A 24,932-nucleotide genomic window follows, 5' to 3' on the forward strand; every position below is an offset into this window, starting at 1 on the left:
GCTCAAACATGGCCCCCTCTTTTCCGCTCTTTTTGGCTGCCGACGAGGCGCCCCATACGGCCTGGTACACCTTCACGGCTCGCTTCGCATCGCGTGGGGGCCCCTGGGGGCCTGCTGGTGGTGGGCATTTTTTCGGACACAATCATGCGTATTCTTGTTGTTAATCCTAATATTTCCGAGAGCGTTACCGAGCTGATTCGCGCGGAGGCTTCGCGCACGGCTTTGCCCGGGACTGCCTTGACGATGGCGACGGCGCAGTTCGGCGTGGCATATATCGAGACGCGGTTCGAAGCGCTGGTGGGCGGCTACGCGACCGCTTGCGTGGCGGCGGAGCATCAGGGGCAGTTCGATGGCCTGGTGGTGGCTGCGTTTGGCGATCCCGGGCTGGCGGGGTTGAAGGAACTGTTCAATGTGCCAGTGGTGGGGATGACAGAGGCCGCGCTGGCCAGCGCCTGCCTGCTTGGGCAGCGTTTTTCCATCATTGCGATCTCGCATCGGATCGAGGCCTGGTACCGCGAGTGCGTGGCGGCGAATGGGCTGACCTCGCGGCTGGCCAGCGTGCGTTCGCTGCAGCAGCCGCTGCGCGATATCGGCAGCGTGCAGGAGGATCATGCGGCGCGGCTGGAGGAACTCAGCCTGAAGGCGGTGCACGAGGATGGCGCGGACGTGATCATCGTGGCCGGCGCGCCGCTGGCCGGGCTGGCGCGTACGCTCAAGGACCGGATTCCGGTGCCGGTGGTGGATGGCGTGTCCAGCGCGATCCGGCATTGCGAGAGCTTGATCGCACTGGCGCCCACTGGCGCGGCGCAAGGCAGCTTCGCGCGCCCGCCGCACAAGCCGAATCGCGGGTTGCCGCCGACGCTGGCGGCGATGCTGGACTAAGCTGCGCCGCTGGGCGCGACGCTGTGGCGGCATCAGTTCGGCAGCGTGGTGACGCGCGCCGACATCATTGGGCAGGCCTGGCGCCGCACTCAGGCTGCCACCCGCAAACCCAGTTCGCCCAGGCTTGCGCGCAGCGCCTGCTTGAGCGGCGTACGCGGCAGCTCGCCCACCAGGGCTTCCAGCGCCGTGCCATCGAGCGCGTGCGGCACATTCCACAAGTAAGCCATCTCGGCCAGCTCGCGCCACATGGGCACCACCGCGCCGCCTGCGCGGATCAGCCACCATGGCATGCCGCCCACGCGCGGTGCGTGCGCCATGCCGCTGGCTTCGGCCAGTGCGCTCACCAGTTCATCGCCCGTTAGCGTATGCCCCGCGAAATGCAGCACGGCATGGCCGCGCAGATCCGCATGGCGCCGTGCCACCGCAACGAAGGCCTGCGCCAGGTCGGGCAGGTAGGCCCAGGCATGCGCGCGGTCGCGCGGGCCTGGATAGACCACCTTGCCTTGATCGAGCGACTTGGCGATCGCCAGGTCCATCCATGCGCCGCGCCCCGGGCCGCCGAAGAAATCGCCCGCGCGCAAGACCACGCTGCGCGGCGCGGGCGCGCGCTCGCGCAGGCCGGCCTCGATGGCACGGCGGATCTCGCCCTTGCGCGTGCTGGGCCGCTCGGCGGTGTCGGGGCGCAGCAGCGGCGGCATCGACTCGCCGAAGTTGTAGACGTTACCGGGATAGAGCAGCAAGGCGTCCAGCGCCTGTGCCACCTCCATGCCACTGCGCGCCAGCGCTTCGGCGTGCTGCTCCCACTCGGTATAGACCGGGTTGAGCGCGTTCACCACCACGCTGGCGCCACGCGCGGCGGCGAGCAGTTGCGCGGTGTCTGCCACATCGATAGCCAGGCTGCGCACGTTGTGCGCCGCCGTGCCCGCCAGCGGACGGCGTGCCTGCGCCAGCACCGTCCAGCCAGCCGCGGCAAAGGCATCGACCAGGGTGCGGCCAAGCCGGCCGTTGGCGCCGAGTATCAATACGGTGTCGCGCATCATGTTCTCCTGCATCGCGTTCTCCAGCATGACCTTCTCCTTGCAGCATCGCCTGAAGACCATTGTGGGCAAGCCTTGGCTACGCCACAATTGCATGAATACGCAACACGCGAATTCATTTTTGAATAGCGCGCCAGGCAAGGAGCGATAGAGGAAATGGCCGAAGCATTCGACTGGGCACTGATGCGCTCCTTCCTGGCCGTGATGGAGGCCGGCAGCCTGCTGGGCGCGGCGCGCCAGCTTTCCAGCAGCCAGCCGACGCTGGGGCGCCACGTGGCGCAGCTGGAGGCGCAGCTCGGCGTGCCGCTGTTCGAGCGCACCGGCCATGGCCTGCAGCCGACAGAGGCCGCGCGCGCCATCGCCGGGCACGCGCGGGTGATGCAGCAGGGCGCGGACGCGGTCGCGCGCACGCTGACGCGCGACCAGGCGGGCATTGCCGGGACGGTGCGCATCTCCGCGAGCCGCGCGGTGGCCAGCTACCTGCTGCCGCCGCTGCTGGCGGACCTGCGCCTGCGCGAGCCGCAACTTGCCATCGAAGTGGTGTCGTCCAACGCGGTCAGCAACCTGCTGCGGCGCGAGGCCGATATCGCCATCCGCATGGTGCGGCCGGTGCAGGCATCGCTGATCGCGCGCAAGGTGGCGTCCGTGGCGCTATGCGCCTGCGCCCACGAGGACTACCTGCGGCGCAAGGGCGTGCCGCGCACGGCGCAGGAGCTGCCGCGCTTTGACCTGATCGGCTATGACCACGACGACACGATCCTGCGCGGCTTTCGGGCCATGGGCGTGGAGGTCACGCGCGAGGTGTTTGCGGTGCGCAGCGATGACGACATCGTGCTGTGGCAGTCGATCCGCGCCGGCCTGGGCGTGGGCTTCGCGGCGCGCTATATCGCCGCCGGCGATGCGCGCGTGCGCACGGTGCTGCCCGAGCTGTCCATTCCACCGCTGCCGGTCTGGCTCACCGTGCACCGGGAAATCCGCGGCAGCGCGCGCATCCGCGCGGTCTACGACTTTCTGGCCAGCGCCATTCCCGCCGCCCTGGCCGCGCCGTGAGCGCACGTTCTCGCCGCCCTACGCATCCAGCCTGACATGCTCCGCCAGGTGGCTGACCACGGTGGCGATGCGCCGCAGATGCCGGGACTCGGGATGCGTCAGCAGCCACAGGTCGGTGTCGCACTCGTCCAGCGTGCCGGTGAGCGCCACCAGCTTGCCGCTGCGCCGCCCGATCATCAGTGAAACAATGCCGGCGCCAAGCCCGGCCTCGACGCCCTCCAGCACGCCCGCGATGCTGTTGACGCGGTATTGCGGCACCACGCGCGGCAGGTGCTTGCGGCGCCAGCGCACTGATGGGTGATCGGGCATGGCCTCGTCCGGGGCGATCCAGGGCAGCGTGGCCAGCGCGGCAAGGTCGACGGCGCCGCCGTGCCCGGGGACCGCGATGCCGGCCGCCTCCAGCAGCTCCCGCGCCGCGAACACCGCCACGCGCAAGGCGCCGAGGCACTTGCCGATCAGGTGATCGGGCGGATGGCGCGTGGCCCGCACGGCGATGTCGGCATCGCGCCGGGTCAGGCTGACCAGCTCATTGGTGGCGATCAGCTCGAAGCTCAGCCCGGGATGCCGGCGCCCGAGCGGCGCCAGCGCCGGCAGCACCATGCCATGCAGCACGGTATCGGTGGTGGTGATGCGCACCAGGCCCGACACCGTGCCCGCCGACACCGAGGCATGCGCGCGCGCCGCCTCCAGCTCGGCCTCGATGCGTTCGGCATGTTGCGCGAACTGCTGGGCGAGTTCGGTTGGCAGGTAGCCCGCGCGGCTGCGCTCGAACAAGCGCCGCCCCAGCCCTTTCTCGATGCGCTGCAGCGCGCGGAACACGGTGGAGGCATCAAGCCCGAGCCGGCGCCCGGCTTCGGCCAACGTGGCGCCACGCACCAATGCCAGCACCACGTCGAGATCGGGGGAAGAGAGTTGGTAGGGAATATTCATTGCGAATTTGCAGTCATGACTTGCAACGGCGCGCATTGCGATTGCGCTTTCGCAATCCTAGACTGCCTGCACTGCCACCACAAGGCGTGGCGGCAAACCCCGAAATCTCGAACCCGAGCCCGAGCCCGAACCGAACCCAAAACAGCGAGGACCACCCGATGAAGCTCTACTACTCCCCTGGCGCTTGCTCCCTGGCCGTGCATATCGCACTGCGCGAAGCCGGCCTGCCGTTTTCGCTCGCCAAGGTCGACCTGGCCACGCACAAGCTGGCCGAGCCGGAAAACGGCAGCGACGACTTCTACGCGGTAAGCCCGCGCGGCTACGTGCCGATGCTGCAACTGGACGATGGCTCGCGCCACACCGAAGCCGCATCGCTGCTGCAATACGTGGCTGACCTCGCCCCGGGCAAGGCGCTGCTGCCGGCGGCCGGCACCCAGGCGCGCCTGGAAGCGGTGGGCTGGCTGACGCTGGTCTCCACCGAGCTGCACAAGGTCTTCAGCCCGTGGCTGTGGCACAAGGAAACCGCGCAGAGCACGCGCGAGGACTGCAAGGCCAAGGTGGCCCTGCGCTTCGCCGAGCTGGACCGGCACCTGGCCACGCGCGACTACCTGTGCGGCACGCAGTTCACCGTGGCCGACGCCTACTGCTTCGCCGTCGCCAACTGGGCCAATCTCCTGAGCATGCCGCTCAACCCTTACCCCGCGCTGCAGGCTTACCTGTCTCGCGTGGCCGCGCGGCCGAAGGTGCACGAGGCGCTGGTGGCCGAAGGGCTGGCGCGCGATTGATCGTGCAACCGGTGCCGGGCCTCAGGCAGCCGCCGCGATGAAAGGCGGCAGCCTGTAGTCGTCCTGGCTGAGCAAGTCCAGCCCGCACTCCAGCGTGGAAACCCAGTCGATGAACTGCGCCACCATGGCCTTGCCGCGAAACGACGGGCCGTGCTGCGGCACGATCCACTCGATATCCAGCCCGCGCGCCATGTTGGCCCACAGCCGGCAGGCGCGGTTGCCGCTCATGTAGCGCTGGTGGAAGGGCAACATGGCGTGGGTGTGCGCGGCAAAATCGCTCACCACCGCGCCGGCTTCCCGCGCGCTGGTCATGGCCGCGCCCAGGTCGCCGGAGAACAGGATCTTGCTGATGGGATCGTAGAACTGGAAGTTGCCCTCCGAGTGCAGGAAATGCGCCGGCACCGCCAGCAACGTGCAGTTGCCCAGCGCGATCGGCATGCCGGCATCGGGGATGGTGACGATGCGCCCTTCCGTCTTGCCCGCCTGGCAGAAATGCGGCAAAAACCGCGCCCAGACGCGCGAGATCAGGATGCGGCTATCGGAGGCGGTCAGCCAGCGCCCGACCGAGGCCACGATGTCCGGATCAGCGTGCGACGCCAGCACGTAGTCGAGCTGCTTGGGCGGAAAGTAGCGGCTGATGGCCAGGTACAGCTCGCCGTAGGTCATGTGCCCGCCAGGATCGATCAGCGCGCCGTGGCCGGCGTCGACGATCAGGAACTGGTTGGTCTGCACCACCTCGCCGTGCTCCTCCTCGACCAGGTCCGAAAACAGCAGGCAGGTGTGCCCGCCGGCATCGTATAGCGTGATGGCCATCGTCTGTCTCTCCCCAAAGCGGCGAAAGTAGCGATGGCGGCGCCCCGGCGGCTTGACGCCGGTCAAGAAGGGATCGAATCGTGCGCCGATGCCATGGCAGGGGGTGGCCTGGCCGGGATCGGCTTTGCCGCGCTCAACCTGGTGGCGCACGGCTTCATGCTGCGAAGCCGTGCTGTGCCGATGGCGGCTGAATAGCTTGGTGGCTTAGCGCGCGCCGTCCAGCAGTTGCTCGATCTTGCTCACGAACTGCTTGTCGTCGGGCTTGGTCATGCTGTTATAGCTGCCCACCACCTGGCCGTTGCGGTCGATCACGTACTTGTAGAAATTCCACTTGGGCGTGGTGCCGGACTGCTTGGCCAGCAGCGCGTACATGGGATTGGCATCGCTGCCGCGCACGTGCGACTTGCCCAGCATCGGGAATTTCACGCCATAGGTGTTGTAGCAAAAGTCGGCGATCTCCTTGGAAGACCCCGGCTCTTGCGAAAAGTCGTTCGACGGGAAGCCCAGCACCACCAGCCCCCGTTCGCGGTACTTGGCGTACAGCGCCTCCAGCCCTTCGTATTGCGGGGTAAAGCCGCAATAGCTGGCGGTATTGACCACCACCACGACCTTGCCGGCGTACTGGCAGAGGTTTTGCGGCGCTTCGTCCTGCAGGCGGGGGAACTTGAAGTTGAGCGAGGCCGGGCAGGCGCCGGCTGGCTTGGCGGCGGTGGCTGCCGGGGTATCGGCGGCTTGCGCAAGACGCGGCGCGGCGACAACAGCGGCGGCAGCGGCCAGGACCAACGCGCCGGACAAGGCGATGCGTTGCAGGGCGCGTGAGCGCTGTTCGGGAAGGCTGCGCATGTAGGAAACTCCGGAGATGGTCTGTCCGTAGTTTACGCCGTTGGGCGTGAAATGGATGCGCAAGCCTCCCCCGCCTACTCCATGGCCAGCGTGGCCGCGTGCTCGGTCACGCTGCTGCGCAACTCCACGTCCGGCATGCGGCGCACGATCACCAGCGCCAGCAGCGCGGCCACGGTGCCCACGGCAAAAATCAGCCGAAAGCCCGACTTCACGCCGCCCGTCAGCACGTCCCGCACCGCGGGAGAGAGATGGGCCAGCGCCTCGCTGCCGTGGCGCAGCGCCCCCAGGTCGAGCGCCTGCGTCACGCCGGAAGCGTGCAGGGCATGGCGGAATTCCAGCGTCAGCAAGGTGCCGGCCAGCGCGCCGCCAAAGGCGCTGCCAAGCGAGCGCAGCACCAGCAGCGCGCCGGTGCCGGCGCCGGTATCGCGGCGCTCCAGCACGTTCTGCACCGTCATCAAGGTGCCGACCATGGTCATGCCCAGCCCCACGCCGGCCACCATCATGGCCAGCAGCACCAGCGCCAGCGGCGTGGAGGGCGAAATCAGCACGAGCGCCAGCAAGCCCAGCGCCGCGGCAATGAAGCCGCCAGTCAGGATGCCGCGCATCCGCCCCAGGCGCGGCGCCAGCCCGGCCACGATGAAATTGCCCGCCACCGTGGAGAGCAGGAACGGCACCACCAGCAAGCCGGACTCCGACGCATCGGCGCCGCGCACCAGCTGGAAATGCAGCGGCAGCGCGAAGATGCACAAGAAGATATTCAGCGCGGCCATCGCGGACGCCGCCACGCCCAGCACATAGGCGCGGTTGCAAAACAGCCTCGGCGGCAGCATCGGGTCGCCCGCGCGGCGCTCCTGCCAGACCAGCGCGGCCACCGCCACCAAGGCCAGCAGCGCCAGGCCAGCGATTTCCGGCGAGATCCAGTCATAGACATCGCCCCCCCAGCTCATCGCCAGCAGGAAGGCCACAATGGAAACCGTCAGCAGCAGCGCGCCGCCCCAGTCCACCCGCGCCGAGCCGCCACGCACCTGCAACTGGCTCAAGCCCCGATAGCACATGAACATGGCCAGCAGCCCCAGCGGCACATTGATCCAGAACAGCCAGCGCCACGACAGATGATCTGAAGTCCAGCCGCCCACCAGCGGGCCGGCGATGGAAGCCACCGCCCACACGGTCGCCAGGTAACCCTGGTAACGCCCACGCTGGCGCGGCGCCACCACATCCGCAATCGCCGCCTGCGCCAGCGACATCAAACCGCCACCACCAATGCCTTGCAGCGCGCGGAACAGGATCAGCTGCTCCAGCGTAGCCGCCATCGCGCACGCCACCGAGGCCAGGATGAACAGTGCGATCGCCAGCATCAGCAGCCGGCGCCGGCCATAGGTATCCGACAACTTGCCGTACAAGGGCGTGGAAACGGTGGAAGTGATCAGGTAGGCCGTCACGATCCACGACAAATGGCCAAACCCGTTCAGGTCATTGGCAATCGCCGGCACCGCAGGAATCACCACGGTCTGGTCCAGCGCGGCCAGCAAGATGCAAAGGATGATCCCGCCGATCACTCGCATGATGGCCTGGTGGCTCAGGGCAGGGGTAGCAACAGCGGACGAAGCAGATGAAGCAGGAGCGGAGGAAGACATCGGGGGCAGCAGGGCGCGTAGTCATGAGCAACCAACGTTGCGCCCAACCACCAACAAACCACCTCGTTTGTCAGCCTACATCGGGGAACATGGCCACAAAATTGAAATCAACCGATTGGACGCGTACCCAGCGCTGCGCGAATCGAGAACTGCCACGAGCTGGCAGATGCCGCCTGCACGGCCCGGGAAGGCCTAATTCAGTGAATGCATAATTATATGCGGATACCAAATATGGAGTGCGGCACTAAGTTGGTTTCCGATGCGGCGCAGGCGTGCCTTTTTCCGGAACGTGCGTACTTCTGTTCAGTACGAGCGGTTATCTGCCAGCAAGCCGGCACGAAGCGAAAAAACGGAAATCTTGTGGTTTTTTTGCCGCCAGCAACGACGGGAGCGAAGCGAGCCGTGAAGAGGTGCCAGGGCCGTATGGGGCGCCGTCCTTGCCTGCCTTTTTGGCAAGACAAGAAAGCAGGCCGGCGCCCCGCAGGGGTCATGAAACAGACGTTGACTTAAAGCTTGCGACCTTAAGCTAACCAGCGGAATCCCCGGGCAATGAGATCAGAGCTTGGGATGGGGCGTCCCGCTAATGTAGTGCTCCAGTTGATCGATGATAAATTTCTGCTCGGAAATAATATCCTTGACCAGGTCCCCGATCGACAACATGCCCACCAAGGTATCGCCGTCCATCACCGGCAAGTGCCTCAACCGATGCTGCGTCATCAACGCCATGCACTCATCGGTACTCTGATCCCCGCGCACATAAATCACCGCCGACGTCATGATGTCGCGAACAAAGGTCTCCCGGGAAGTCCGCTTCATCAGGATCACCTTCCGCGCATAGTCCCGCTCGCTCAAAATGCCAACGATATCGCCGCGTTCGATCACCAATAACGCGCCAATGCCTTTCTCCGCCATCAGTTGCAGCGCAGCATAAACCGTGGCGCCTGGGGGAATGCTGTAGATAGCCTGAGTCGGTTTGGACTCAAGAACCTGTCGTGCAGTTTTCATCACCCACTCCTTGTTCGATCCCAACGGATTGCAACACGACCCGCGCAAAGGCGGGAGCGCCTGGCAGGGCACCTGCGCACCGCGCCGCTGCCTATCGCCTTCAGATTAGCACCACGCGCGCACGCCTTACAGGGTGACGCACACGAATCTTTGCAAAAAAACCAAGCCGCTGAAAAGCACTGCGCAAACCCGCTGGCAAGCGCTATAAAGGAAAGGGAGCGCGCCACCTGGCGCGCAATGCGCAGGAGGGCCAGCCATGGCCACCGAGTCCGTTGCCGGCAAGCGCGTCATCGTGCTCTTCGACGACAGCCGCTGCATCCATTCGCGCCACTGCGTGCTGGACCGCCCGGACGTGTTCGTGCCCGGCGTACAGGGCGAGTGGATCCACCCGGACAACGCCAGCGCCGAAGAAATCGCGGAGATTGCGCACAACTGCCCATCGGGCGCCATCAGCTACCAGAACGTCGACGGCTCCCCCGGCGAGGCGGCGCCCCTGGTCAATGTGGTGCGCGTGCTCGAGAACGGCCCGCTGGCGCTACGCGCCGCCATCACCATCGATGGCCAGCCCGCCGGCTTTCGCCTGACGCTGTGCCGCTGCGGCGCTTCGCGCAACAAGCCCCTGTGCGACGGCAGCCACGCCAGCACGGGTTTTGTCGCCACCGGCGAGGCCGCCACCGTGGCATCGGAGCCGCTGGCGCAGCGCGACGGGCCCCTCGATATCCATCCCATCCCCAACGGACCGCTGCGCGTCAAAGGCAATCTTGAGGTGATCAGCGGCACCGGCAGAACCATCACCCGCATGACCGAGGCCTGGTTTTGCCGCTGCGGCCAGTCGGGCAACAAGCCATTCTGCGACGGCACGCACAAGAAGGTGGGGTTCAGGAGCGATCCGCAGGATCCATAGAATCGGCAGGATCCGAAGACAATGGCGCAACCCCCAGCGCCAGCAGGCAAAGCCGCTCCATCTGCGCCACCCATGCCGCCCGCGAGGGCTCGGCAACCTGCAGCAGCAGGCGATAGCGGCGCGCGCCCCAGACCGCCTCCACCAGGCTTCGCACCGTGGCGGCGTCCGGCGCACCCGGCAAATCCGGGCATGCCGCCAGCGCGCGCTGCCAGGCTGCGTACAACTCATCGAACACACGGCGGTGATGCCTGGTCTCGGCGATGCGCGCTTCCAGCTTGAGCATCTCGTGTTCGAAGCCCTCCAGCGAGGCATCGTCGGCGCCGCAGGTCAGGCGTGCCAGGCGCTGGACGCGCGTGCGCCAGTCCAGCCCGGGTGCGGCCGCCACCTCGGCCTCGATGCGCGCCAGCAGCAGCTCGATGGTGTGCCGCACATAGCCGGAGAGCAGCGCCTCCTTGTTGGGGAAGTATTCGTACAGGGTGCCTACGGAGCATCCGGCCTCCAGCGCCACGGCGCGCGTGGTCACGCCGTCCCAGCCACGCGAGCGCCATATCCGAACAAAAGCCTCGTAAATGGCGTCCACGGTAAAGCGCGCGCGCTGCTGCGATGGGCGTTTCAGCGGCCTGGCCGGCGCTTGCGCCGGCTCGGCCGCGGCACCCGCGTTTCCGAACCCGGCGGCCGGCTTGCGGCGATACATTGGTGGCATCGACCTCGACAGTAAGAGTGGGACAGAAAATGGGACAGGATCAGACGAAGCACAGCAACCACGGCAACAACCACGGCAGCCGCAACGACAGCGCCGAACCTTCGCTCACGGTTACCCGCCTRCTGACACGCAAGCATGCCCTAAATGAAAGCCGGCTGGAAGCGCGCCAGGAGCGCACCGACGCCGCCCCCGGCGAAGTCCTGCTGAAGATCGACCGCTTCGCGCTCACCACCAACAACATCACCTACGCCGCCTTCGGCGACGCCATGAACTACTGGCAGTTCTTTCCCACCGGGCAACAAGAATGGGGCCATATGCCGGTGTGGGGCTTTGCCGATGTGGTGGACTCCAAGGTGCCCGGGGTGGCGGCGGGCGAGCGCTTCTACGGCTACTTCCCCATCGCCAGCCATATCCGCATGCAGCCTGAACGCGTGACCGAGCGCGGCTTCTACGATGCCATCGAGCACCGCCGGACCCTGACCTCCGCGTACAACCAGTACACCCGTGTGACCCATGACGCCGCCTATGCGCCCGAGCTGGAAAACTACCAGATCCTGTACCGGCCGCTATTCATCACGTCGTTCATGCTGGCCGACTTCCTCGAGGACAACCGCTTCTTCGGCGCCACGCGGCTGGTGGTGTCCAGCGCCTCCAGCAAAACCGCTTATGGCACCGCCTTCTGCCTGCGCGATATCCCCGGCATCTCGCTGGCCGCCATCACTGCGCAGCGCAACCGCGCCTTTGTCGAAGGCCTTGGCTGCTATGCGGAGGTGGTCAGCTACGACGAGCTGGAAACACTCGCCACCGACGCGCCCACGCTCTATGTGGACTTCTCCGGTGACGAAGCGCTGCGCGCACGCGTGCACCATCACTTTGGCGGCGCGCTGGTGTACGACTGCTTTGCCGGCTCGGCGCAGAACACGGGCTTTTTGCGTGATACCGGCCTGCCCGGGCCCAAGCCCGAGTTCTATTTCGCGCCGGTGCAGATCCGCAAGCGCAACGCCGACTGGGGGCCCGAAGGCGTGAACCGGCGCTTTAACGCAGCGCAGCGCGCGTTTATCGACTACGTGAAAGAGCCGGCGAACGGCTGGCTGACGCTGATCGAAGCACAGGGCTTCGGCGCCGCGCAGGAGAGAATCGCGAGCCTGGTGGCAGGCGGGAGCGAGCCGAAGGCGGGGTACGTGGTGCGGCTCGGTTGAGCGCCGCGCGCCTGTCTTGCCAGTGCGCGGCCGGGCTTGCACGCGAGTGCCCACGCCGGATTCCTCGCAGACGAAAGCCCGGCGAGCCTGGCTGCCAATGTGTATGATCAAATGAAGAGCCGGGCAGCCACGCGTTGGACGAGAGCCCTGCAGTCCGTTGCGAGGGCCCCTCGATGCGCGTCTCTTCGTTTGCCGTTGTCCTCGCACTACACGGCGCCTGTACCTACGCCCAGGCGGACCCGCCGCCCATCGCCGACGCTGGCTGGTTCGAACCCGTTCGCGTCGGCGTCTCGCTTGGCATCGCGCCCGAAGCCAACCTTGGCCGCCTTGAGCTGCGCTGGGACCTGCGGCAGGACCTGTGGGCCTCCGCCACGCGATCGGCCAGGCTGCGCCTGGGGCTGGAAATTTCCGCAGGTGCCTGGGATCCGCATGGCGGCAGCGGCGGCGCAATGGGCGACATTGGCCTGACGCCCGTCTTTCGCTTGCAGGGTGCGGGCCCCGCGTCAGCCTTCGCGGATCTCGCCATCGGCGCCCACCTGCTCTCGCGCACCCGCATCTCGGATACGACCGTGTTTTCCACGGCGTTCCAGTTCGGCGACCGCATCGCCATCGGCTACCACTTTGGCGATGCCGTGCACTCCGAAATCGCACTGCGCCTGCAGCACTACTCCAACGGCAGGCTCAAGCGGCCCAACCCCGGCATCAACTTCCTGCTCGTACAGTACTCGGCGCAGTTCTGAGCGCGGCATGGCCGTGCTGCCGCGCTGCCGCCCTACTCCGCGCTTTGCAGGTACCGCTGGCGCGCCTCTTCCTCCAGGATCACGTCTTCCACTTCCGCCAGCACGGCTTCCACGTCCACCGGGGTGTCGTCCACGGCAACCTGGCCGGTCAGTTTCACGCCGGGATGCAGCAGGCCGGCCTGGTAAAGCGCCCAGATTTCCTTGCCGTACTGCGTGCCGTTAAGCGCCGGCGCAAACTGGCCAAAGTAAAACGCCAGGTTATCCACATCGCGCTCCAGCATGGCGCTGGCCTCGCTGTTGCCGGCGGCATCCACCGCCTGCGGCAGGTCGATGATGACCGGGCCGTCTGCATCCACCAGGATGTTGAATTCGGAGAGGTCGCCGTGCACCACGCCGGCGCACAGCATCAAGATCACCTGCTCGATCAGCGCGTCGTGAAATGCCACCGCCTGCTCCGGGCTCAGCGCCACGTCGTTCAGGCGCGGCGCGGCATTGCCCTCGGCATCCACCACCAGCTCCATCAGCAGCACGCCCTCGAAGCACAGATGGGGCGTGGGCACGCGCACGCCGGCGGCGGCAAGCCGGTACAGCGCATCCACCTCCGCGTTGTGCCAGGCTTCTTCCGCCACCTTGCGCCCGTAGCGCGTGCCTTTTTCCATGGCGCGCGCCTGCCGGCTGTTCTTGACCTTGCGCCCTTCCTGGTAGGTCGAGGCCTGGCGGAAGCTGCGTTGCGCGGCATCCTTGTAGACCTTGGCGCAACGGATCTCGCCGCCGCTGCGCACGACATAGACGGTGGCTTCCTTGCCGCTCATCAGCTGGCGCAACACCTCATCGACCAGGCCGTCTTCGACCAGCGGCTGCAGCCGCTTCGGCGTTTTCATCGGGAAGCACCAAGCAGGCAGGGCGAGGGCGCCATGCGCGGGGACAGCAGCGTCGCGGCCACCGTTATTCCGTCAGCATGCGCACTTTCACGCGCTTGCCCTTCACCGTGCCGTCATTCAGCTTGCGCATCGCCTCGCGCCCGATCGAACGCTCGACCGCCACGTAGGTGGACATGTCCATCACGTTGATCTTGCCGATCTGGTGCTTGGTGTAGCCGGCGTCGCCGGTGAGCGCGCCGAGGATGTCGCCGGGGCGCATTTTTTCCTTGCGCCCGCCAAGGATCTGCAGCGTGACCATGGGGGGCAGCAGGCGCTCGTTGCTGGCGGGAGTCAGCGCGGACAGGGGCTGCCATTCCATCTCGGCGCCCATGGCCTGCTCGATATTGCCCACGCGGCCCATCTCGTTCATGCTCGCCAGGCTAAGCGCCCAGCCATCCTGGTCCGCGCGGCCGGTGCGGCCGATGCGGTGGACGTAGACCTCGGGGTCGGGCGTGACGTCGACGTTGATCACCGCTTCGAGCTGGGCGATGTCCAGCCCGCGCGCGGCCACGTCGGTGGCTACCAGCACCGAGCAGCTGCGGTTGGCGAACTGCACCAGCACCTGGTCGCGCTCGCGCTGGTCCAGCTCGCCGTGCAGTGCCAGGGCTTCGAAGCCTTGCGCGCGCAGCAGGTCGACCAGGTCGCGGCAGCGGGCCTTGGTGTTGCAGAAGGCCAGCGTGCTGACCGGGCGGAAATGATTGAGCAGCAGGCCCACGGCGTTCAGGCGGTCGCTGTCGGCCACCTCGTAGAAGCGCTGGCGGATCTTGCTGTCGTCATGCTGCTCTTCCAGCTTGACCTCGCGCGGCTTGCGCAGGAATTGCTGGCTGAGCTTGGCGATGCCTTCGGGATAGGTGGCCGAGAACAGCAGCGTCTGGCGCTCCTTGGGGCAGTGGCTCGCCACATAGGCGATGTCGTCGAAGAAACCCATGTCGAGCATGCGGTCGGCTTCGTCCAGCACCAGCGTGTTGAGCGCATCCAGGTTCAGCGTGCCGCGCTCCAGGTGATCCATGATGCGGCCGGGCGTGCCCACCGCGATATGTGCGCCATGCGCCAGGCTGTCGGCCTGGGGACGCATCGGCGAGCCGCCGCACAGCGTCAGGATCTTGATGTTTTCTTCCGCGCGCGCCAGGCGGCGGATTTCCTGCGTGACCTGGTCGGCCAGTTCACGCGTGGGGCACAGCACCAGCGCCTGCACGTCGAAGCGGCGCGCATCGAGCCGGTTCAGCAGCGCCAGCGCGAAGGCGGCGGTCTTGCCGCTGCCGGTCTTGGCCTGCGCGATCAGGTCCTGGCCGGCCAGCGCGATCGGCAGGCTGGCCGCCTGGATCGGGGTCATGGTCTGGTAGCCGAGCTGCTCCAGCGTCGCCAGCGTGGCGGGCGAAAGGGGCAGTTTGGAGAAAGAGGCGCCGGCAGCGGCGGGCGCTGCGGATTGGGTAGGGCTTGAGGTCATGCCGGATTATACCGGGCTGGCTGCCGCGCTTCTGTCGTCAATTTGCCGTCTCCCGTCGTCTCTACCGGCGTCTCCCGGCGTCTATTTACCCTTGGCGCCGGCTTCCCAGGGCGGCGCCTGCCATCCCAGCCGCGCCAGCAGCGCCTGCGCCGCCGCCGGCGCGCGCTCCTTGGCGCCGCTGATAAAGAACACGAAGACTTCGCGCTTGCGCTTTGCAGGTGCACTGGCATCCACTTGCGGCAGATCCTCCGGCCTCCCGCCCGCCGCCCAGGCCTGCACGCGCTCGCCCCACGCATCCAGCGCCTTCGGCGCGTAGCCACTCCTCAGCGTTGGTGCGCTGCGCATCAGCCGCGCATAGACAAAATCCGCGGTGAGATCCGCGAAGGACGGAAACTTGTCCGAGTCCGTGAACACGGTGGCTGCCTTGTACTTGCGCGCGAGCTTGAGATAGTCCGGCGTCATGAAGCTCTCATGCCTCACGTCGAGCACATGACGCAGCTTGCGGCCTTCGACCGATGCCGGCAGCAGCGCCAGGAAGGCCTCGAAATCCTCCGGGTCGAACGGCTTGGTGGGCGCGAACTGCCAGACGATGGGGCCGAGCTTGTCGCCCAGCTCGGCGATGCCGCTGTCGACAAAACGCGCGATGGACTCGCCGGATTCCGCCAGCACGCGGCGGTTGGTGGCAAAACGCGATGCCTTGACGGAGAACAGAAAGCCATCCGGCGTCTCGTCGCGCCATTTGGCAAACGAGCTGCGCTTCTGGGTGCCGTGGTAAGTGCTGTTGATCTCGATGGCGGTGAGCTGGCGGCTGGCGTATTCCAGCTCCCGGCTCTGCGTCAGCCTGGCGGGATAGAAATTGTCGCGCCAGGGGGCGAAATTCCATCCGCCAATGCCGACGCGGGCGACGCGGGCGACGGGCGCTGCGTGGGATTTGGTTGTGCTCTTAGTGCTTGCTTGCGCCATGCGTTCGCGTCCTGTCCGTGAATCGATGGGCCCTGAGCGCGCGCGGGCAACTCAAACAAAGCGCACGCAGTAAATCGGCGGCAGATGTGCCGAGAACAGCTTCCAGCGCTCCCCGCCGCTCTCCGATATCCACAGGCTGCCGGTGGTGGAGCCCATGGCAAGCCGCTCGCCGGTACGGTCCACCGCCAGCCCGTGCCGGTAGATCAGGTCATACGACGGCGCCGCGGGCAGCCCCTCGGAGAATGCCTCGAAACTGACCCCGCCGTCACGCGTGCGGGTGACCACCAGCTTGCCGTCCACCGGCACGCGGCATTCATCCTTGACTGCGGGTACGAACCACGCGGTATTGGGCCGGCGCGGATGCGCCGCCACCGCAAAGCCAAAGCTCGACGGCTTGGCGTGCAAGCGCTGCCAGTGCATGCCCGCATCGCCGGAGCGAAAGATCCCGCCATGGTGCTGCACCCACATCGCATGCGGATGGCCGGCACATTGCGCCAGCCTGTGCGGATCCTGGATGTTGCCATCCTCGCGCCGCTCCGGTGGCATGTAGTCGGCCACCATGCCGCTCGCCGTGCAGGCCCAGTTCCTGCCACCGTCCCGCGTCTGCCACACACCGCCGCACGAAACGGCCACGGTGACGTGGCGGCTATCGTGCGGATCCACGCAGATGGAGTGGATGCCCGGCACATCGTAGCCGCCGCCAAACCACTCGCTGCGCTCGGGGCGGTCCCACAGCGGCCGGTTCAGCGCCCAGCTTGCGCCGCCGTCGCCCGAGCGGAACAAGCCACCCGGCAAGGTGCCGGCCCACAGCACGCCGGGCTCGTCGGCCCCGCCGGTTTCCATCGACCAGATCTGCTGCAAGGACCACGGCACCGGTCGCGCGGCAACCGGGGCATCGCCAGTTTGCGCAGGGATGGGTACGCCCGGCACGGCGGCTTCCCCGGGCGGATCCGGCTCTGGCTGGGGCGGATAAACCGGCACCGCGCAAGGCTCCCACTCCGCGCCGCGCGCCCTGCGCCGCCACAGCTTGACGCCAAAATGCCCAAGGTTAAGTGCCGCATACAAGGTACCGTCACGCGGATCGGCCAGCACCATGCTCACGGGCTCACCCAGGAAATGCACCGACTCCTGCAGCCAGGCGAGCGCGCTGCTGTCGCGCCGCAACATCAACAAGCCTTTGCGCGTGCCAATGAGAAGTTGATCGTTCATGCTGACCTCCACGCTTGGGCGCCGAGCCTTCAGCGGCAAGCCGTCAACCGCCTGACAGCGCCTGCACTACATAGATCTGGCTGCTGGCGCCCACGCGATCGCTCATGCGCCGGCGGTCACGAATGGCCGAGCCATCCACAAACACCGCCAGGTGCCGGCGCAACTGGCCCTGGTCATCGAGGATATAGCCGCGCAGCTCCGGCTGCTCCCGAAACGCCATCTCCAGCGCGGCGCCGACGGTAGCCGCGGGCACTTCCCGCTCCGGGCTCGGGATATGGCGCTGGATCGCAGAGGCAAAGACAAGGCGCGGCATGGCGGAAGGGCCAGCGCGGGGACCGCTAGCCGTGATTGGGAGTGTCTTGCAGTTTAGGAAATACTGCGGGGGAATGGGTGTGCGGTTGCGCTCAGTGGCGACAATAAGGGTGGTAGCGCCGCGGTGGTGCCACGGTGGTGCGGCTGTAGTGCTCTCGCGCTGCAATGCAGCATGTCCGGGAAATCGGAATGCCCACAGGCAAGAATCGTCCAGGCCCTGCATACTGTCGGCTCCATGGAATCCGTAGCGCTCACGAAAGGACGAGAGATGGCAAGCACCCTGTACGACATTCCCCTGAAACGCATCGACGGCACCGACAGCCGGCTCGCGGATTTTCGCGCTCGTGTGCTGCTGGTTGTGAACGTGGCATCGAAGTGCGGCCTGACGCCCCAGTACGAAGGGCTCGAAGCGCTATACCAGGCCAAGCACGCCGAGGGCCTGGAGGTGCTGGGATTCCCGGCCAACAACTTCAAGGGCCAGGAGCCGGGCGACGAGGCGCAGATCCAGGAATTCTGCAAGCTGACCTACGACGTGCACTTCCCGATGTTCTCGAAGGTCTCGGTGCTAGGGCCGGACCAGCATCCGCTGTACGCGGCATTGACGCAAGCCCAGCCAGCCGCGATCGGCGACGGCCCCTTCCGTGAACGCCTGAAGGGCTACGGCGTGAACCCGGAGAACACCACCGATGTGCTGTGGAACTTCGAGAAATTCCTGGTCGACCGGGAAGGCAAGGTGGTAGCGCGCTTCGCGCCGGACGTCGCCGCGAACGATCCGCGCCTGCTTGAAGCGATCGATGCGGCGCTGGGCAAGGGCCGCTGATCGGCCAAGTTTTGGCATGACAACAAGCGGGCGATCCTGATATTCAGGACCGCCCGCTTTTTTTGGCGGGTGGCTGCGCCTGCAGCCACCCTCAAGATAGCAGCGCCAGCGTCTCCCGAAAGAGCAGGCTGTCCGCGCAGCCCAGTTCATTGACGATATTGAAATGGTTCAAGCCCGGCGCCGGCACCAGGCGGACGGGCAGCCCGCGCGCCGCGCACGCGGCGTGGAAATGCAACGTCTGGTGGACGAAGGCCCGTGTTTCCAGTTCGCCTACCGCCAATAGCAGTTGCGGGCCAGTTTGCGGCAGCAGCAAGGCAGGGCTCAGCGCGGCAGCCTGCTTCTCGTCCAGCCGCAGCCAGTCGTTCACATCCGTTGCGCACAAGGGCCGGATATCGTAGAGACCGCTCAGCCCCACCATGCCCTTGATGACGTCGCGCGGCAACGCCAACGCTTGCTGCCAGCCGTCCGCCAGCAGCATCGCGGCCAGGTGCGCGCCGGCCGAACTCCCGCACACATGCAGGCGGCGCGCGTCGATGCCGTAGTCGGCCGCATGGCGATGGAGCCAGGCGACGGCGCCCCGCACCTGGCGCACCACGTCGAACAGCGTCACCGCCGGCAGCAAGGTGTACTCCAGCACCACTACCGCCACGCCGGCACCCGTGAAGCTGGCGGCCATGCATGCCGCATCTTCCTTTCGCTGCGAGCGCCAGTAGCCGCCGTGAATATAGATCAGCGCAGGAGCCGCCGTGGCGCGCGAGGCGGGAAAGATATCCAGCCGGTCGTCCTCGCCCGCGCCATACGCCACATCCAGCATGCCTGGGCAGCGCGCTTTGGCCCGCGCGGACAGCGCCGCGTATTCGCGCATGCAGGCATYGAAATCCGCCACCGACGCGCGCGCGTTGTAGAGACGGTTGCGGGTCTGCAAGTCATCGAACCAGAGATCAAAATCCGACACCATCACCTCCCGCCCCATCGTTTCACCCCGGCAACCGGGCTCAACGCGCCTGCGCCGTCAGCAGGCCCTCATCCGGCCTGTGCTTCACGCTGCTGTAATACTTGAGCAGCAAGGCCGCGCACACCAGCCATGCCGGCACCAGCAACACGCTGAAGATGCTGGCCCCGTTCCACTGCTGGCGCAGCAACTCCGCTCCCGCCAGCACGCCGGAAATCGCCCCGAAGCGGCCAATGCCGAGCATGCCGCCAACGCCGGTCGCGCGGCAATGCGTGGGATAGAAGCCCGCCGCCAGCGAAGACAACGCCGACTGCCCACCGCCCGACATAAAGCCCATCATGAACACCAGGCTGCCCAGCAGCACCGTCTGCCCGACATTGCCCACCGCATGGCTCACGCAATACGCCAACAGGCCGGCCGCGAGGTAGACCAATGCCAGCACCTTGTTGGGTTCGCGCCGGTCCATCAGCCAGCCGATCAGGATGGAGCCCACGCCGCCGCCAAGCGGAAACAGCGCGCTGATCTGCGCGAACTGCCGCACCGGCAAGCCCGCCTCCTTCAGCAGCAAGGGCATCCAGTTCACGATCATGTAGAACACCAGCATGCTCATGAAGCAGCAGAACCACAACAGCAGCGTGCCAAGCCGGTAAGGGCGGGTGACAATCGCCATCACGGCCGAGCGCCCGCCAGCGGCCTGCTCGCCAATCACAAAACGCTGCACGTGCGCCAGCGGCTCGCGCCGGATGCGCGCCAGCACCGCGCGCACGCGCTCGCTGGCGTGCCCCTTGAGCACCATGTAGCGCACCGATTCCGGCATCAGCCACGCCAGCAGCACGCACAGCAACAGGGGCGCCACGCCACCCGCCAGCAACACCGAGCGCCAGCCGAACGCGGGAATCAGGTAGCCCGCGCAAAACCCGCCCGCCCCGGCGCCGAGCGGAAAGCCGCACAGCATCGCGCTCACCGCCATGGTGCGGCGGTGGCTGGGACAATATTCCGCGAGCAAGGTAATCGCGTTCGACATCGCCGCGCCCAGGCCCAGCCCGGTGGCGAAACGCAGCGCCGTCAGCGAGCCAATGGAAAACGCCCACGCCGTCGCCAGGCTGCCCGCGCCGAAAAACAGCACCGACACCACCACCGCCGGCTTGCGCCCGATCCGGTCGGCAAGCGGTCCCGCCAACAACGCGCCGAAAGCCAGCCCGAATAGCGCCGCGCTCATGGCCGGCCCGAGCTGCGCCTTTTGCAGCCCCCATTCTTCGAGCAGAGACGGCGCCACATAAGCAATCGCCGCCATATCGTAGCCATCGAGAAGAATCACCAGGAAGCACAGTAATAGCAGCAACCAGTGGAACGGGGTAAAGCCGGCTTCGTCGATATAGCGTTCGACATCCAGCGCGGATGTATCGGACATGGCATGCGCTCCTCGCGGCGGGGCCGGCGCGGCGTATCCATACGATTGCGTCGCACGAATGCACCTGCCGGCTAGCGCCGTCTCCTGTTTTATCTCTGGACGCCGGCGGGGTGCCAGGTCAGTGTTTGCTGGAGACCAGTGTAGGGAGGCGAGACATGCCGGAATAATGAAAAATCGGGTGGCGGATATGCGGGAAGGTTATAGCGGGGCGGCGCCGAGGCATGGCCCGTGGCAGCATCGCTTGCCACCGGTCAGGCGGATTTCCCTTCCTGCCCTTGGCGTAGCCGAGTACTTGCAAGCGCGGCCAGGACCAGCATCCCCGCAATGATCAGCAGGCCATTCTTCGTACTGCCGGTGGTCTGCTCAATCACGCCCATGACCGACGGGCCGATAAATCCACCAACCAGCCCGCAGGTGTTGACCAGTGCCAGCCCGCCCGCCAGCGCCACGCCAGCAAGACGCGACGACGGAAAAAGGAAAATGACCGACTGGACCACGAAGAACATCGATGCCGTCAGGCTGAAGCCCACCATGGCGACCACCGGGCCGGCATAGGCCGCGAGCAGCAGGCCGGCCGACATCACGGCAAGCCCCGCAATCAGCATGCGGCGGCAACGCTGCGGGTTGCTGGCGAAGCGCGGGAGCGCCGCGGCGCCGATGGCCGCCGCGATCCATGGCAGGGAGTTGAGCAGGCCGATTTGCAGCGGCGACAGCTTGCCATAGGTGCCGATGATGCCCGGCAGGAAGAAAATCACAGTGTAGATGCTGATCTGGTGGCAGAAGTACACGAAGATCGCGAGCCAGATCTGGCGATCGGCAAGGCAGCCCCGGAACGAATGCCCGACATGCCCGGCGGATGCCTCCTCGGCTTGCTCCGCCGCAAGGCGGCGTTCAACCTCGCGGGCTTCCTCGGGGGACAGCCAGGACGCGCTTCCGGGGCCGTCCGGCAACTTCTTCCACACGACGAAGGCAAACGCCACCGCCGGCAGGCCCTCCAGCACGAACATCCATTGCCAGCCTCGCCATCCCAGCACGCCGTCCATTTGCAGCAGCGCGCCGCCGAGCGGCCCGCTAAGGATGTTGGCAATACACACGCCCAGAAGGAAGTATCCCGTCGCGCGCGCCCGCTCCTTGCGGCCGAACCAGTAGGTCAGGTAAAGCATCACACCGGGGAACAGTCCAGCTTCCGCCGCGCCCAGCAACAGGCGCATGACATAGAACGAGGTCTCGCCGCTGACAAAGGCCATGCCCGCGGACAACAAGCCCCAGGTGATCATGATGCGCGTGATCCAGAAGCGCGCCCCCACCTTGTGCATGATCAGGTTGCTGGGGACCTCAAGCAGCGCGTAGCTGAGAAAGAACAGGCCCGCACCCAGCCCATAGGCCGCCGCGGAGATGCCCAGGTCGACCGCGATATGGCTCTTTGCCAGCGCGATATTGGTCCGATCGAGAAAACTGATCACGTAGGCCATCACCAGGAGCGGCATCAGCTTCCTGAACAACAGCGCGTTCAAGGAGCGCTGATCGGCAAGCGGCGCTTCTCGTGCGGTTTGCACATAAGTGGTGGACATGGCCTGGATCTCCTGTCGGCGGTATCTGTTTATGTTCCGGAGGCATCAAGGCCTCCGGCGTCCGCATGTTGTCTTGCGTGCCAGCGCTCGCGGCGCGGGCTTTAAAAGGCCACGTTCGCCGCGCCCTTCAGACCGAGGATCTCGCGAGCCTCGTCGGGTGTCGCGACATCGATGTTCAACGCCTCAAGCACGCTGCGCATACGCAGCACTTGCTCGGCGCTCGATGCCGCCAGCCGGCCCGGGCCGATCCACAGCGAATCCTCCAGGCCGACGCGCACGTTGGCGCCCATCGCCGCGCCGATGGTGGCCAGCGGGATCTGGTTGCGGCCGGCGCCGAGGATCGACCAGCGGTACTGGTCGCCGAACAGCCGGTTCGCGGTTCGATGCATATGCATCAGGTCTTCCGGATCGCCACCGATGCCGCCCAGGATGCCGAAGACCGACTGCACGAACACCGGAGCCTTGACCAGGCCGCGGTCCAGGAAATGCTTCAGGTTGTTCAGGTGGCTGATGTCGTAGCACTCGAACTCGAAGCGCGTGCCGTTGGCGTTGCCGATCTTCAGGATGTTCTCGATATCGCTGAAGGTATTCTTGAAGATCAGGTTGCGGCTGTTCTCCAGATGCTCGCGCTCCCACTCGTGCGCGAACTCCTTGAAACGATCCAGCATCGGGAACAGGCCGAAGTTCATCGAGCCCATGTTCAGCGAGGCCAGTTCCGGCCTGAACGTCGTGGCGGGCAGCATGCGCTCCTCCACGGTCATGTGGGGACTGCCGCCGGTGGTGATGTTGATCACGGCATTCGTGGCCGCCTTGATCTTCGACAGGAACGGCCGGAACAGCGCCGGGTCCTGCGACGGCCGGCCGTCCTTCGGATCACGCGCGTGCAGGTGCAGGATGGCCGCACCGGCCTTGGCCGCATCGATGGCGGCGGTGGCGATCTCGTCGGCGGTCACCGGCAGGTACGGCGACATGCTGGGGGTGTGGATCGCGCCGGTGGGGGCGCAGGTGATGATGGCTTTGGATCGGGCTGCCATGGCGGGCTCCGTGTGAAATCGGTTGGGGGAGGTAAGGTCAGCTCAGCGCTTGCGTCAGGCCATCGACCGCCAGCTCCTGGCCGGTGACGTTGGCGGCCAGGTCGCTGGACGCGAACAGCACCATGTTGGCGATGTCGCGCGCTTGCACCATGCGCCCGAGCGCGGCTTGCGACGTGTAGGCACGCGTGACGTCTTCCAGGGGCTTGCCCAGCGCCTCGGCTTTTGCCGCGATGACCGCGCGGATGCGCGGGCCATCGACCGCGCCGGGCAGGATGGCATTCACGCGGATGCCGTCGGCGCCGAGTTCCAGTGCCAGCGATTTGGTGAATCCGATGACCGCCCATTTGGACGCCGAGTAGACCGAGCGCCCCGGCATGCCAAGGTGGCCGGCAGCCGATGACAGGTTGACGATGGCGGGGCTCCTTCCCTGGCGCAAGCGCGGCACGGCCAGGCGCGTGCACAGGAACTGCCCGGTGAGATTGACCGCGAGCGTGCGCTCCCAATCGGCCAGGGTCAGGGTCTCGACGCCACCGGTGGGGCCCGCCACGCCGGCGTTGTTCACGAGGATGTCGAGGCCGCCGAGCGTGCGATCGACGGTCTCGAACATGGCGGCCACGTCCACCTCGCTCGACACATCAGCCCGGCATCCATGCACCGTCGGCAGCACGGCCGCGAGGCGCTCCAGGCTGGCGCCCTGGATATCGCAAACGAGCACGCTGGCACCCGCCTGCGCGAAGGCGCGCGTGATTTCCAGCCCGATGCCGTCGGCGCCAGCGGTCACCAGGACTCGCTTGCCCGCGAGAGAGTTGTCATTCCACATATTCGTCAGCTCCATGCATGAGGCGATGCACCTCCATGGCCGCCATGTTATATCTGTGATCACAGATCTCAAATCGGGGATACCCTATGTGCTATGAAGTGCTATGATTTCCGCATGTCCCTACCCGAACTTGTGACCCCTTTGAAGCGCCAGACGTTGAGTGGAGACGTCTACGCGCAATTGCGAGAATTGTTGATCAGCGGCCACATGATGCCCGGAGAACAAATCTCGCTGCGCAGCACTGCCGCTGCGCTGGGCGTGAGCGTGATGCCAGTGCGCGAAGCGGTGCATCGCCTGGTGGCGGAGCAGGCACTGGAACTGACGCCTAACCGTGCGTTGCGCGTGCCGATCATGAGCGTGAGCCAGTTCCGGGAGATCACAAGTATCCGGGTCAATCTGGAAGGACTGGCGACAGAGCAGGCGGCCGAGCACCTGAGCGACGCCGCGATCGTGCAGGTCACGGCCCTCCATGACCGCTTCGCGGAAGAGATGGCCCGGCCTAGGCCGGACAGCTCAAAGCTGATCTCGGTCAACAAGGAACTGCATTTCGCCGTCTACAAGGGCGCCGGCATGCCGATCCTGCTGCAGATGATTGAAGCGCTGTGGCTGCGTATTGGCCCGATCCTGAATCACGATCTGCGCTCCGGCTCCCGCCGCGTGGGCGAGCAGGTAGCGGTGAATCACCACGCGCGGCTGGTTGCGGCGCTCAAGCGCAGGGATGGCGTTGCGGCACGGGCCGCGCTGCAGGGAGATATCGAAAGCGCGGCGGAGTACATCGTCTCAGCGGGCGTGCTGCTGGCGGCCGATGCGTTTGATGGCCCGGTGCCCGACGCGGGCAAGCCCGCCTCGAAGACCGTGCGGCGCGCGCCGGCAAGCGGCGGGCGTAGAACGGTCTGAGCAGGCCAGGAACATGGCGACCGAGCCGGTCCGCCACGCCGGGCACGG

26 protein-coding genes are annotated in these 24,932 nt (G+C 66.4%); 9 read left to right on the top strand and 17 right to left on the bottom strand.

Annotated features, from left to right (window positions below; translation table 11 throughout):
• Positions 1–144 precede the first annotated feature (144 nt).
• On the top strand, positions 145–882 hold the full coding sequence (locus AB4061_RS26600) for an aspartate/glutamate racemase family protein (protein ID WP_441639126.1): 738 nt from the start codon (positions 145–147) through the stop codon (positions 880–882).
• A gap of 89 nt (positions 883–971) precedes the next feature.
• On the opposite strand, the gene AB4061_RS26605 is transcribed toward AB4061_RS26600, so the two are convergent.
• Positions 972–1,949: an NmrA family NAD(P)-binding protein gene (locus tag AB4061_RS26605; protein ID WP_441639128.1), complete on the bottom strand. Its 978-nt coding sequence runs from the start codon at positions 1,947–1,949 to the stop codon at positions 972–974.
• Between the two features lie 126 nt (positions 1,950–2,075).
• Between AB4061_RS26605 and AB4061_RS26610 the strand changes: the two genes are divergently transcribed.
• Positions 2,076–2,969: a LysR family transcriptional regulator gene (locus AB4061_RS26610; RefSeq protein WP_441639130.1), complete on the top strand. Its 894-nt coding sequence runs from the start codon at positions 2,076–2,078 to the stop codon at positions 2,967–2,969.
• 18 nt (positions 2,970–2,987) lie between these two features.
• Here the strand turns inward: AB4061_RS26610 and AB4061_RS26615 are convergent, their stop codons facing one another.
• A complete protein-coding gene (locus AB4061_RS26615) occupies positions 2,988–3,899 on the bottom strand; it encodes a LysR family transcriptional regulator (RefSeq protein ID WP_441639132.1) in 912 nt (303 codons plus the stop codon).
• A 158-nt stretch (positions 3,900–4,057) separates the two neighbouring features.
• On the opposite strand from AB4061_RS26615, the gene gstA reads away from it, so the two are divergent.
• Positions 4,058–4,684: a glutathione transferase GstA gene (gene gstA / locus AB4061_RS26620; RefSeq protein ID WP_441639134.1), complete on the top strand. Its 627-nt coding sequence runs from the start codon at positions 4,058–4,060 to the stop codon at positions 4,682–4,684.
• Between the two features lie 21 nt (positions 4,685–4,705).
• On the opposite strand, the gene AB4061_RS26625 is transcribed toward gstA, so the two are convergent.
• Entirely contained in the window at positions 4,706–5,497 is a 792-nt protein-coding gene (locus AB4061_RS26625) for an MBL fold metallo-hydrolase (protein ID WP_441639136.1), read from the bottom strand.
• Between the two features lie 33 nt (positions 5,498–5,530).
• Between AB4061_RS26625 and AB4061_RS26630 the strand changes: the two genes are divergently transcribed.
• Positions 5,531–5,692 (top strand): hypothetical protein, encoded by a 162-nt coding sequence (locus AB4061_RS26630; protein ID WP_441639138.1) that lies wholly within the window; start codon positions 5,531–5,533, stop codon positions 5,690–5,692.
• Between the two features lie 9 nt (positions 5,693–5,701).
• On the opposite strand, the gene AB4061_RS26635 is transcribed toward AB4061_RS26630, so the two are convergent.
• The 3 genes from AB4061_RS26635 to AB4061_RS26645 all read right to left on the bottom strand — a co-directional run bounded on the left by AB4061_RS26635 (position 5,702) and on the right by AB4061_RS26645 (position 8,982).
• A complete protein-coding gene (locus AB4061_RS26635; protein WP_441639140.1) occupies positions 5,702–6,340 on the bottom strand; it encodes a glutathione peroxidase in 639 nt (212 codons plus the stop codon).
• 74 nt (positions 6,341–6,414) lie between these two features.
• Complete coding sequence (locus AB4061_RS26640; protein WP_441639142.1) at positions 6,415–7,905, bottom strand: MDR family MFS transporter; 1,491 nt, start codon at positions 7,903–7,905, stop codon at positions 6,415–6,417.
• 627 nt (positions 7,906–8,532) lie between these two features.
• Entirely contained in the window at positions 8,533–8,982 is a 450-nt protein-coding gene (locus AB4061_RS26645) for a CBS domain-containing protein (RefSeq protein ID WP_441639144.1), read from the bottom strand.
• A 256-nt stretch (positions 8,983–9,238) separates the two neighbouring features.
• Between AB4061_RS26645 and AB4061_RS26650 the strand changes: the two genes are divergently transcribed.
• Positions 9,239–9,886 (top strand): CDGSH iron-sulfur domain-containing protein, encoded by a 648-nt coding sequence (locus AB4061_RS26650; RefSeq protein ID WP_441639146.1) that lies wholly within the window; start codon positions 9,239–9,241, stop codon positions 9,884–9,886.
• Here AB4061_RS26650 and AB4061_RS26655 read toward each other — a convergent pair.
• Entirely contained in the window at positions 9,861–10,580 is a 720-nt protein-coding gene (locus AB4061_RS26655; RefSeq protein WP_441639148.1) for a TetR/AcrR family transcriptional regulator, read from the bottom strand. The genes AB4061_RS26650 and AB4061_RS26655 overlap by 26 nt on opposite strands.
• A 38-nt stretch (positions 10,581–10,618) precedes the next feature.
• On the opposite strand from AB4061_RS26655, the gene AB4061_RS26660 reads away from it, so the two are divergent.
• On the top strand, positions 10,619–11,788 hold the full coding sequence (locus AB4061_RS26660) for a DUF2855 family protein (RefSeq protein WP_441639150.1): 1,170 nt from the start codon (positions 10,619–10,621) through the stop codon (positions 11,786–11,788).
• A 173-nt stretch (positions 11,789–11,961) separates the two neighbouring features.
• Positions 11,962–12,528: an acyloxyacyl hydrolase gene (locus AB4061_RS26665; protein WP_441639152.1), complete on the top strand. Its 567-nt coding sequence runs from the start codon at positions 11,962–11,964 to the stop codon at positions 12,526–12,528.
• Between the two features lie 32 nt (positions 12,529–12,560).
• On the opposite strand, the gene AB4061_RS26670 is transcribed toward AB4061_RS26665, so the two are convergent.
• The 5 genes from AB4061_RS26670 to AB4061_RS26690 all read right to left on the bottom strand — a co-directional run bounded on the left by AB4061_RS26670 (position 12,561) and on the right by AB4061_RS26690 (position 17,380).
• Entirely contained in the window at positions 12,561–13,409 is an 849-nt protein-coding gene (locus tag AB4061_RS26670) for a PA4780 family RIO1-like protein kinase (RefSeq protein WP_174425685.1), read from the bottom strand.
• 64 nt (positions 13,410–13,473) lie between these two features.
• Positions 13,474–14,895: an ATP-dependent RNA helicase DbpA gene (gene dbpA / locus AB4061_RS26675; protein WP_441639154.1), complete on the bottom strand. Its 1,422-nt coding sequence runs from the start codon at positions 14,893–14,895 to the stop codon at positions 13,474–13,476.
• 81 nt (positions 14,896–14,976) lie between these two features.
• Positions 14,977–15,858 (bottom strand): DUF72 domain-containing protein, encoded by an 882-nt coding sequence (locus AB4061_RS26680; RefSeq protein ID WP_441639156.1) that lies wholly within the window; start codon positions 15,856–15,858, stop codon positions 14,977–14,979.
• Between the two features lie 51 nt (positions 15,859–15,909).
• Positions 15,910–17,067 (bottom strand): exo-alpha-sialidase, encoded by a 1,158-nt coding sequence (locus AB4061_RS26685; protein ID WP_441639158.1) that lies wholly within the window; start codon positions 17,065–17,067, stop codon positions 15,910–15,912.
• Between the two features lie 43 nt (positions 17,068–17,110).
• Positions 17,111–17,380 carry a MoaD/ThiS family protein gene (locus AB4061_RS26690; protein ID WP_441639160.1) on the bottom strand — a complete coding sequence of 90 codons (270 nt, stop codon included), beginning with the start codon at positions 17,378–17,380 and terminating at the stop codon, positions 17,111–17,113.
• Positions 17,381–17,647: 267 nt separating this feature from the next.
• Here AB4061_RS26690 and AB4061_RS26695 point away from each other — a divergent pair, with 267 nt between their 5' ends.
• The gene (locus tag AB4061_RS26695) at positions 17,648–18,199 is read left to right on the top strand and encodes a glutathione peroxidase (RefSeq protein WP_441639162.1); all 552 of its coding nucleotides are present in this window, start codon (positions 17,648–17,650) and stop codon (positions 18,197–18,199) included.
• A 91-nt stretch (positions 18,200–18,290) separates the two neighbouring features.
• Here the strand turns inward: AB4061_RS26695 and AB4061_RS26700 are convergent, their stop codons facing one another.
• The 5 genes from AB4061_RS26700 to AB4061_RS26720 all read right to left on the bottom strand — a co-directional run bounded on the left by AB4061_RS26700 (position 18,291) and on the right by AB4061_RS26720 (position 23,987).
• Positions 18,291–19,157 carry an alpha/beta hydrolase gene (locus AB4061_RS26700; protein WP_441639164.1) on the bottom strand — a complete coding sequence of 289 codons (867 nt, stop codon included), beginning with the start codon at positions 19,155–19,157 and terminating at the stop codon, positions 18,291–18,293.
• A 37-nt stretch (positions 19,158–19,194) separates the two neighbouring features.
• Positions 19,195–20,562, bottom strand: a complete 1,368-nt coding sequence (locus tag AB4061_RS26705) for an MFS transporter (protein WP_441639166.1) — start codon at positions 20,560–20,562, stop codon at positions 19,195–19,197.
• A gap of 251 nt (positions 20,563–20,813) precedes the next feature.
• A complete protein-coding gene (locus AB4061_RS26710; protein WP_441639168.1) occupies positions 20,814–22,133 on the bottom strand; it encodes an MFS transporter in 1,320 nt (439 codons plus the stop codon).
• A 101-nt stretch (positions 22,134–22,234) separates the two neighbouring features.
• Positions 22,235–23,167: a 3-keto-5-aminohexanoate cleavage protein gene (locus tag AB4061_RS26715; RefSeq protein ID WP_441639170.1), complete on the bottom strand. Its 933-nt coding sequence runs from the start codon at positions 23,165–23,167 to the stop codon at positions 22,235–22,237.
• Positions 23,168–23,204: 37 nt separating this feature from the next.
• Positions 23,205–23,987 carry an SDR family oxidoreductase gene (locus AB4061_RS26720; RefSeq protein ID WP_441639172.1) on the bottom strand — a complete coding sequence of 261 codons (783 nt, stop codon included), beginning with the start codon at positions 23,985–23,987 and terminating at the stop codon, positions 23,205–23,207.
• A gap of 114 nt (positions 23,988–24,101) precedes the next feature.
• Here AB4061_RS26720 and AB4061_RS26725 point away from each other — a divergent pair, with 114 nt between their 5' ends.
• Positions 24,102–24,884 carry a GntR family transcriptional regulator gene (locus AB4061_RS26725; RefSeq protein WP_441639174.1) on the top strand — a complete coding sequence of 261 codons (783 nt, stop codon included), beginning with the start codon at positions 24,102–24,104 and terminating at the stop codon, positions 24,882–24,884.
• Positions 24,885–24,932 lie beyond the last annotated feature (48 nt).

Source organism: Cupriavidus sp. YAF13 (genome assembly GCF_052113425.1).
GTDB lineage: Bacteria > Pseudomonadota > Gammaproteobacteria > Burkholderiales > Burkholderiaceae > Cupriavidus.

Coding starts and splice junctions, on each gene's coding strand:
- AB4061_RS26600 (WP_441639126.1), top strand. CDS start 145: ATGCGTATTCTTGTTGTTAATCCTAATATTTCCGAGAGCGTTACCGAG.
- AB4061_RS26605 (WP_441639128.1), bottom strand. CDS start 1,949: ATGCTGGAGAACGCGATGCAGGAGAACATGATGCGCGACACCGTATTG.
- AB4061_RS26610 (WP_441639130.1), top strand. CDS start 2,076: ATGGCCGAAGCATTCGACTGGGCACTGATGCGCTCCTTCCTGGCCGTG.
- AB4061_RS26615 (WP_441639132.1), bottom strand. CDS start 3,899: ATGAATATTCCCTACCAACTCTCTTCCCCCGATCTCGACGTGGTGCTG.
- gstA (WP_441639134.1), top strand. CDS start 4,058: ATGAAGCTCTACTACTCCCCTGGCGCTTGCTCCCTGGCCGTGCATATC.
- AB4061_RS26625 (WP_441639136.1), bottom strand. CDS start 5,497: ATGGCCATCACGCTATACGATGCCGGCGGGCACACCTGCCTGCTGTTT.
- AB4061_RS26630 (WP_441639138.1), top strand. CDS start 5,531: ATGGCGGCGCCCCGGCGGCTTGACGCCGGTCAAGAAGGGATCGAATCG.
- AB4061_RS26635 (WP_441639140.1), bottom strand. CDS start 6,340: ATGCGCAGCCTTCCCGAACAGCGCTCACGCGCCCTGCAACGCATCGCC.
- AB4061_RS26640 (WP_441639142.1), bottom strand. CDS start 7,905: ATGCGAGTGATCGGCGGGATCATCCTTTGCATCTTGCTGGCCGCGCTG.
- AB4061_RS26645 (WP_441639144.1), bottom strand. CDS start 8,982: ATGAAAACTGCACGACAGGTTCTTGAGTCCAAACCGACTCAGGCTATC.
- AB4061_RS26650 (WP_441639146.1), top strand. CDS start 9,239: ATGGCCACCGAGTCCGTTGCCGGCAAGCGCGTCATCGTGCTCTTCGAC.
- AB4061_RS26655 (WP_441639148.1), bottom strand. CDS start 10,580: ATGTATCGCCGCAAGCCGGCCGCCGGGTTCGGAAACGCGGGTGCCGCG.
- AB4061_RS26665 (WP_441639152.1), top strand. CDS start 11,962: ATGCGCGTCTCTTCGTTTGCCGTTGTCCTCGCACTACACGGCGCCTGT.
- AB4061_RS26670 (WP_174425685.1), bottom strand. CDS start 13,409: ATGAAAACGCCGAAGCGGCTGCAGCCGCTGGTCGAAGACGGCCTGGTC.
- dbpA (WP_441639154.1), bottom strand. CDS start 14,895: ATGACCTCAAGCCCTACCCAATCCGCAGCGCCCGCCGCTGCCGGCGCC.
- AB4061_RS26680 (WP_441639156.1), bottom strand. CDS start 15,858: ATGGCGCAAGCAAGCACTAAGAGCACAACCAAATCCCACGCAGCGCCC.
- AB4061_RS26685 (WP_441639158.1), bottom strand. CDS start 17,067: ATGAACGATCAACTTCTCATTGGCACGCGCAAAGGCTTGTTGATGTTG.
- AB4061_RS26690 (WP_441639160.1), bottom strand. CDS start 17,380: ATGCCGCGCCTTGTCTTTGCCTCTGCGATCCAGCGCCATATCCCGAGC.
- AB4061_RS26695 (WP_441639162.1), top strand. CDS start 17,648: ATGGCAAGCACCCTGTACGACATTCCCCTGAAACGCATCGACGGCACC.
- AB4061_RS26705 (WP_441639166.1), bottom strand. CDS start 20,562: ATGTCCGATACATCCGCGCTGGATGTCGAACGCTATATCGACGAAGCC.
- AB4061_RS26710 (WP_441639168.1), bottom strand. CDS start 22,133: ATGTCCACCACTTATGTGCAAACCGCACGAGAAGCGCCGCTTGCCGAT.
- AB4061_RS26715 (WP_441639170.1), bottom strand. CDS start 23,167: ATGGCAGCCCGATCCAAAGCCATCATCACCTGCGCCCCCACCGGCGCG.
- AB4061_RS26720 (WP_441639172.1), bottom strand. CDS start 23,987: ATGTGGAATGACAACTCTCTCGCGGGCAAGCGAGTCCTGGTGACCGCT.
- AB4061_RS26725 (WP_441639174.1), top strand. CDS start 24,102: ATGTCCCTACCCGAACTTGTGACCCCTTTGAAGCGCCAGACGTTGAGT.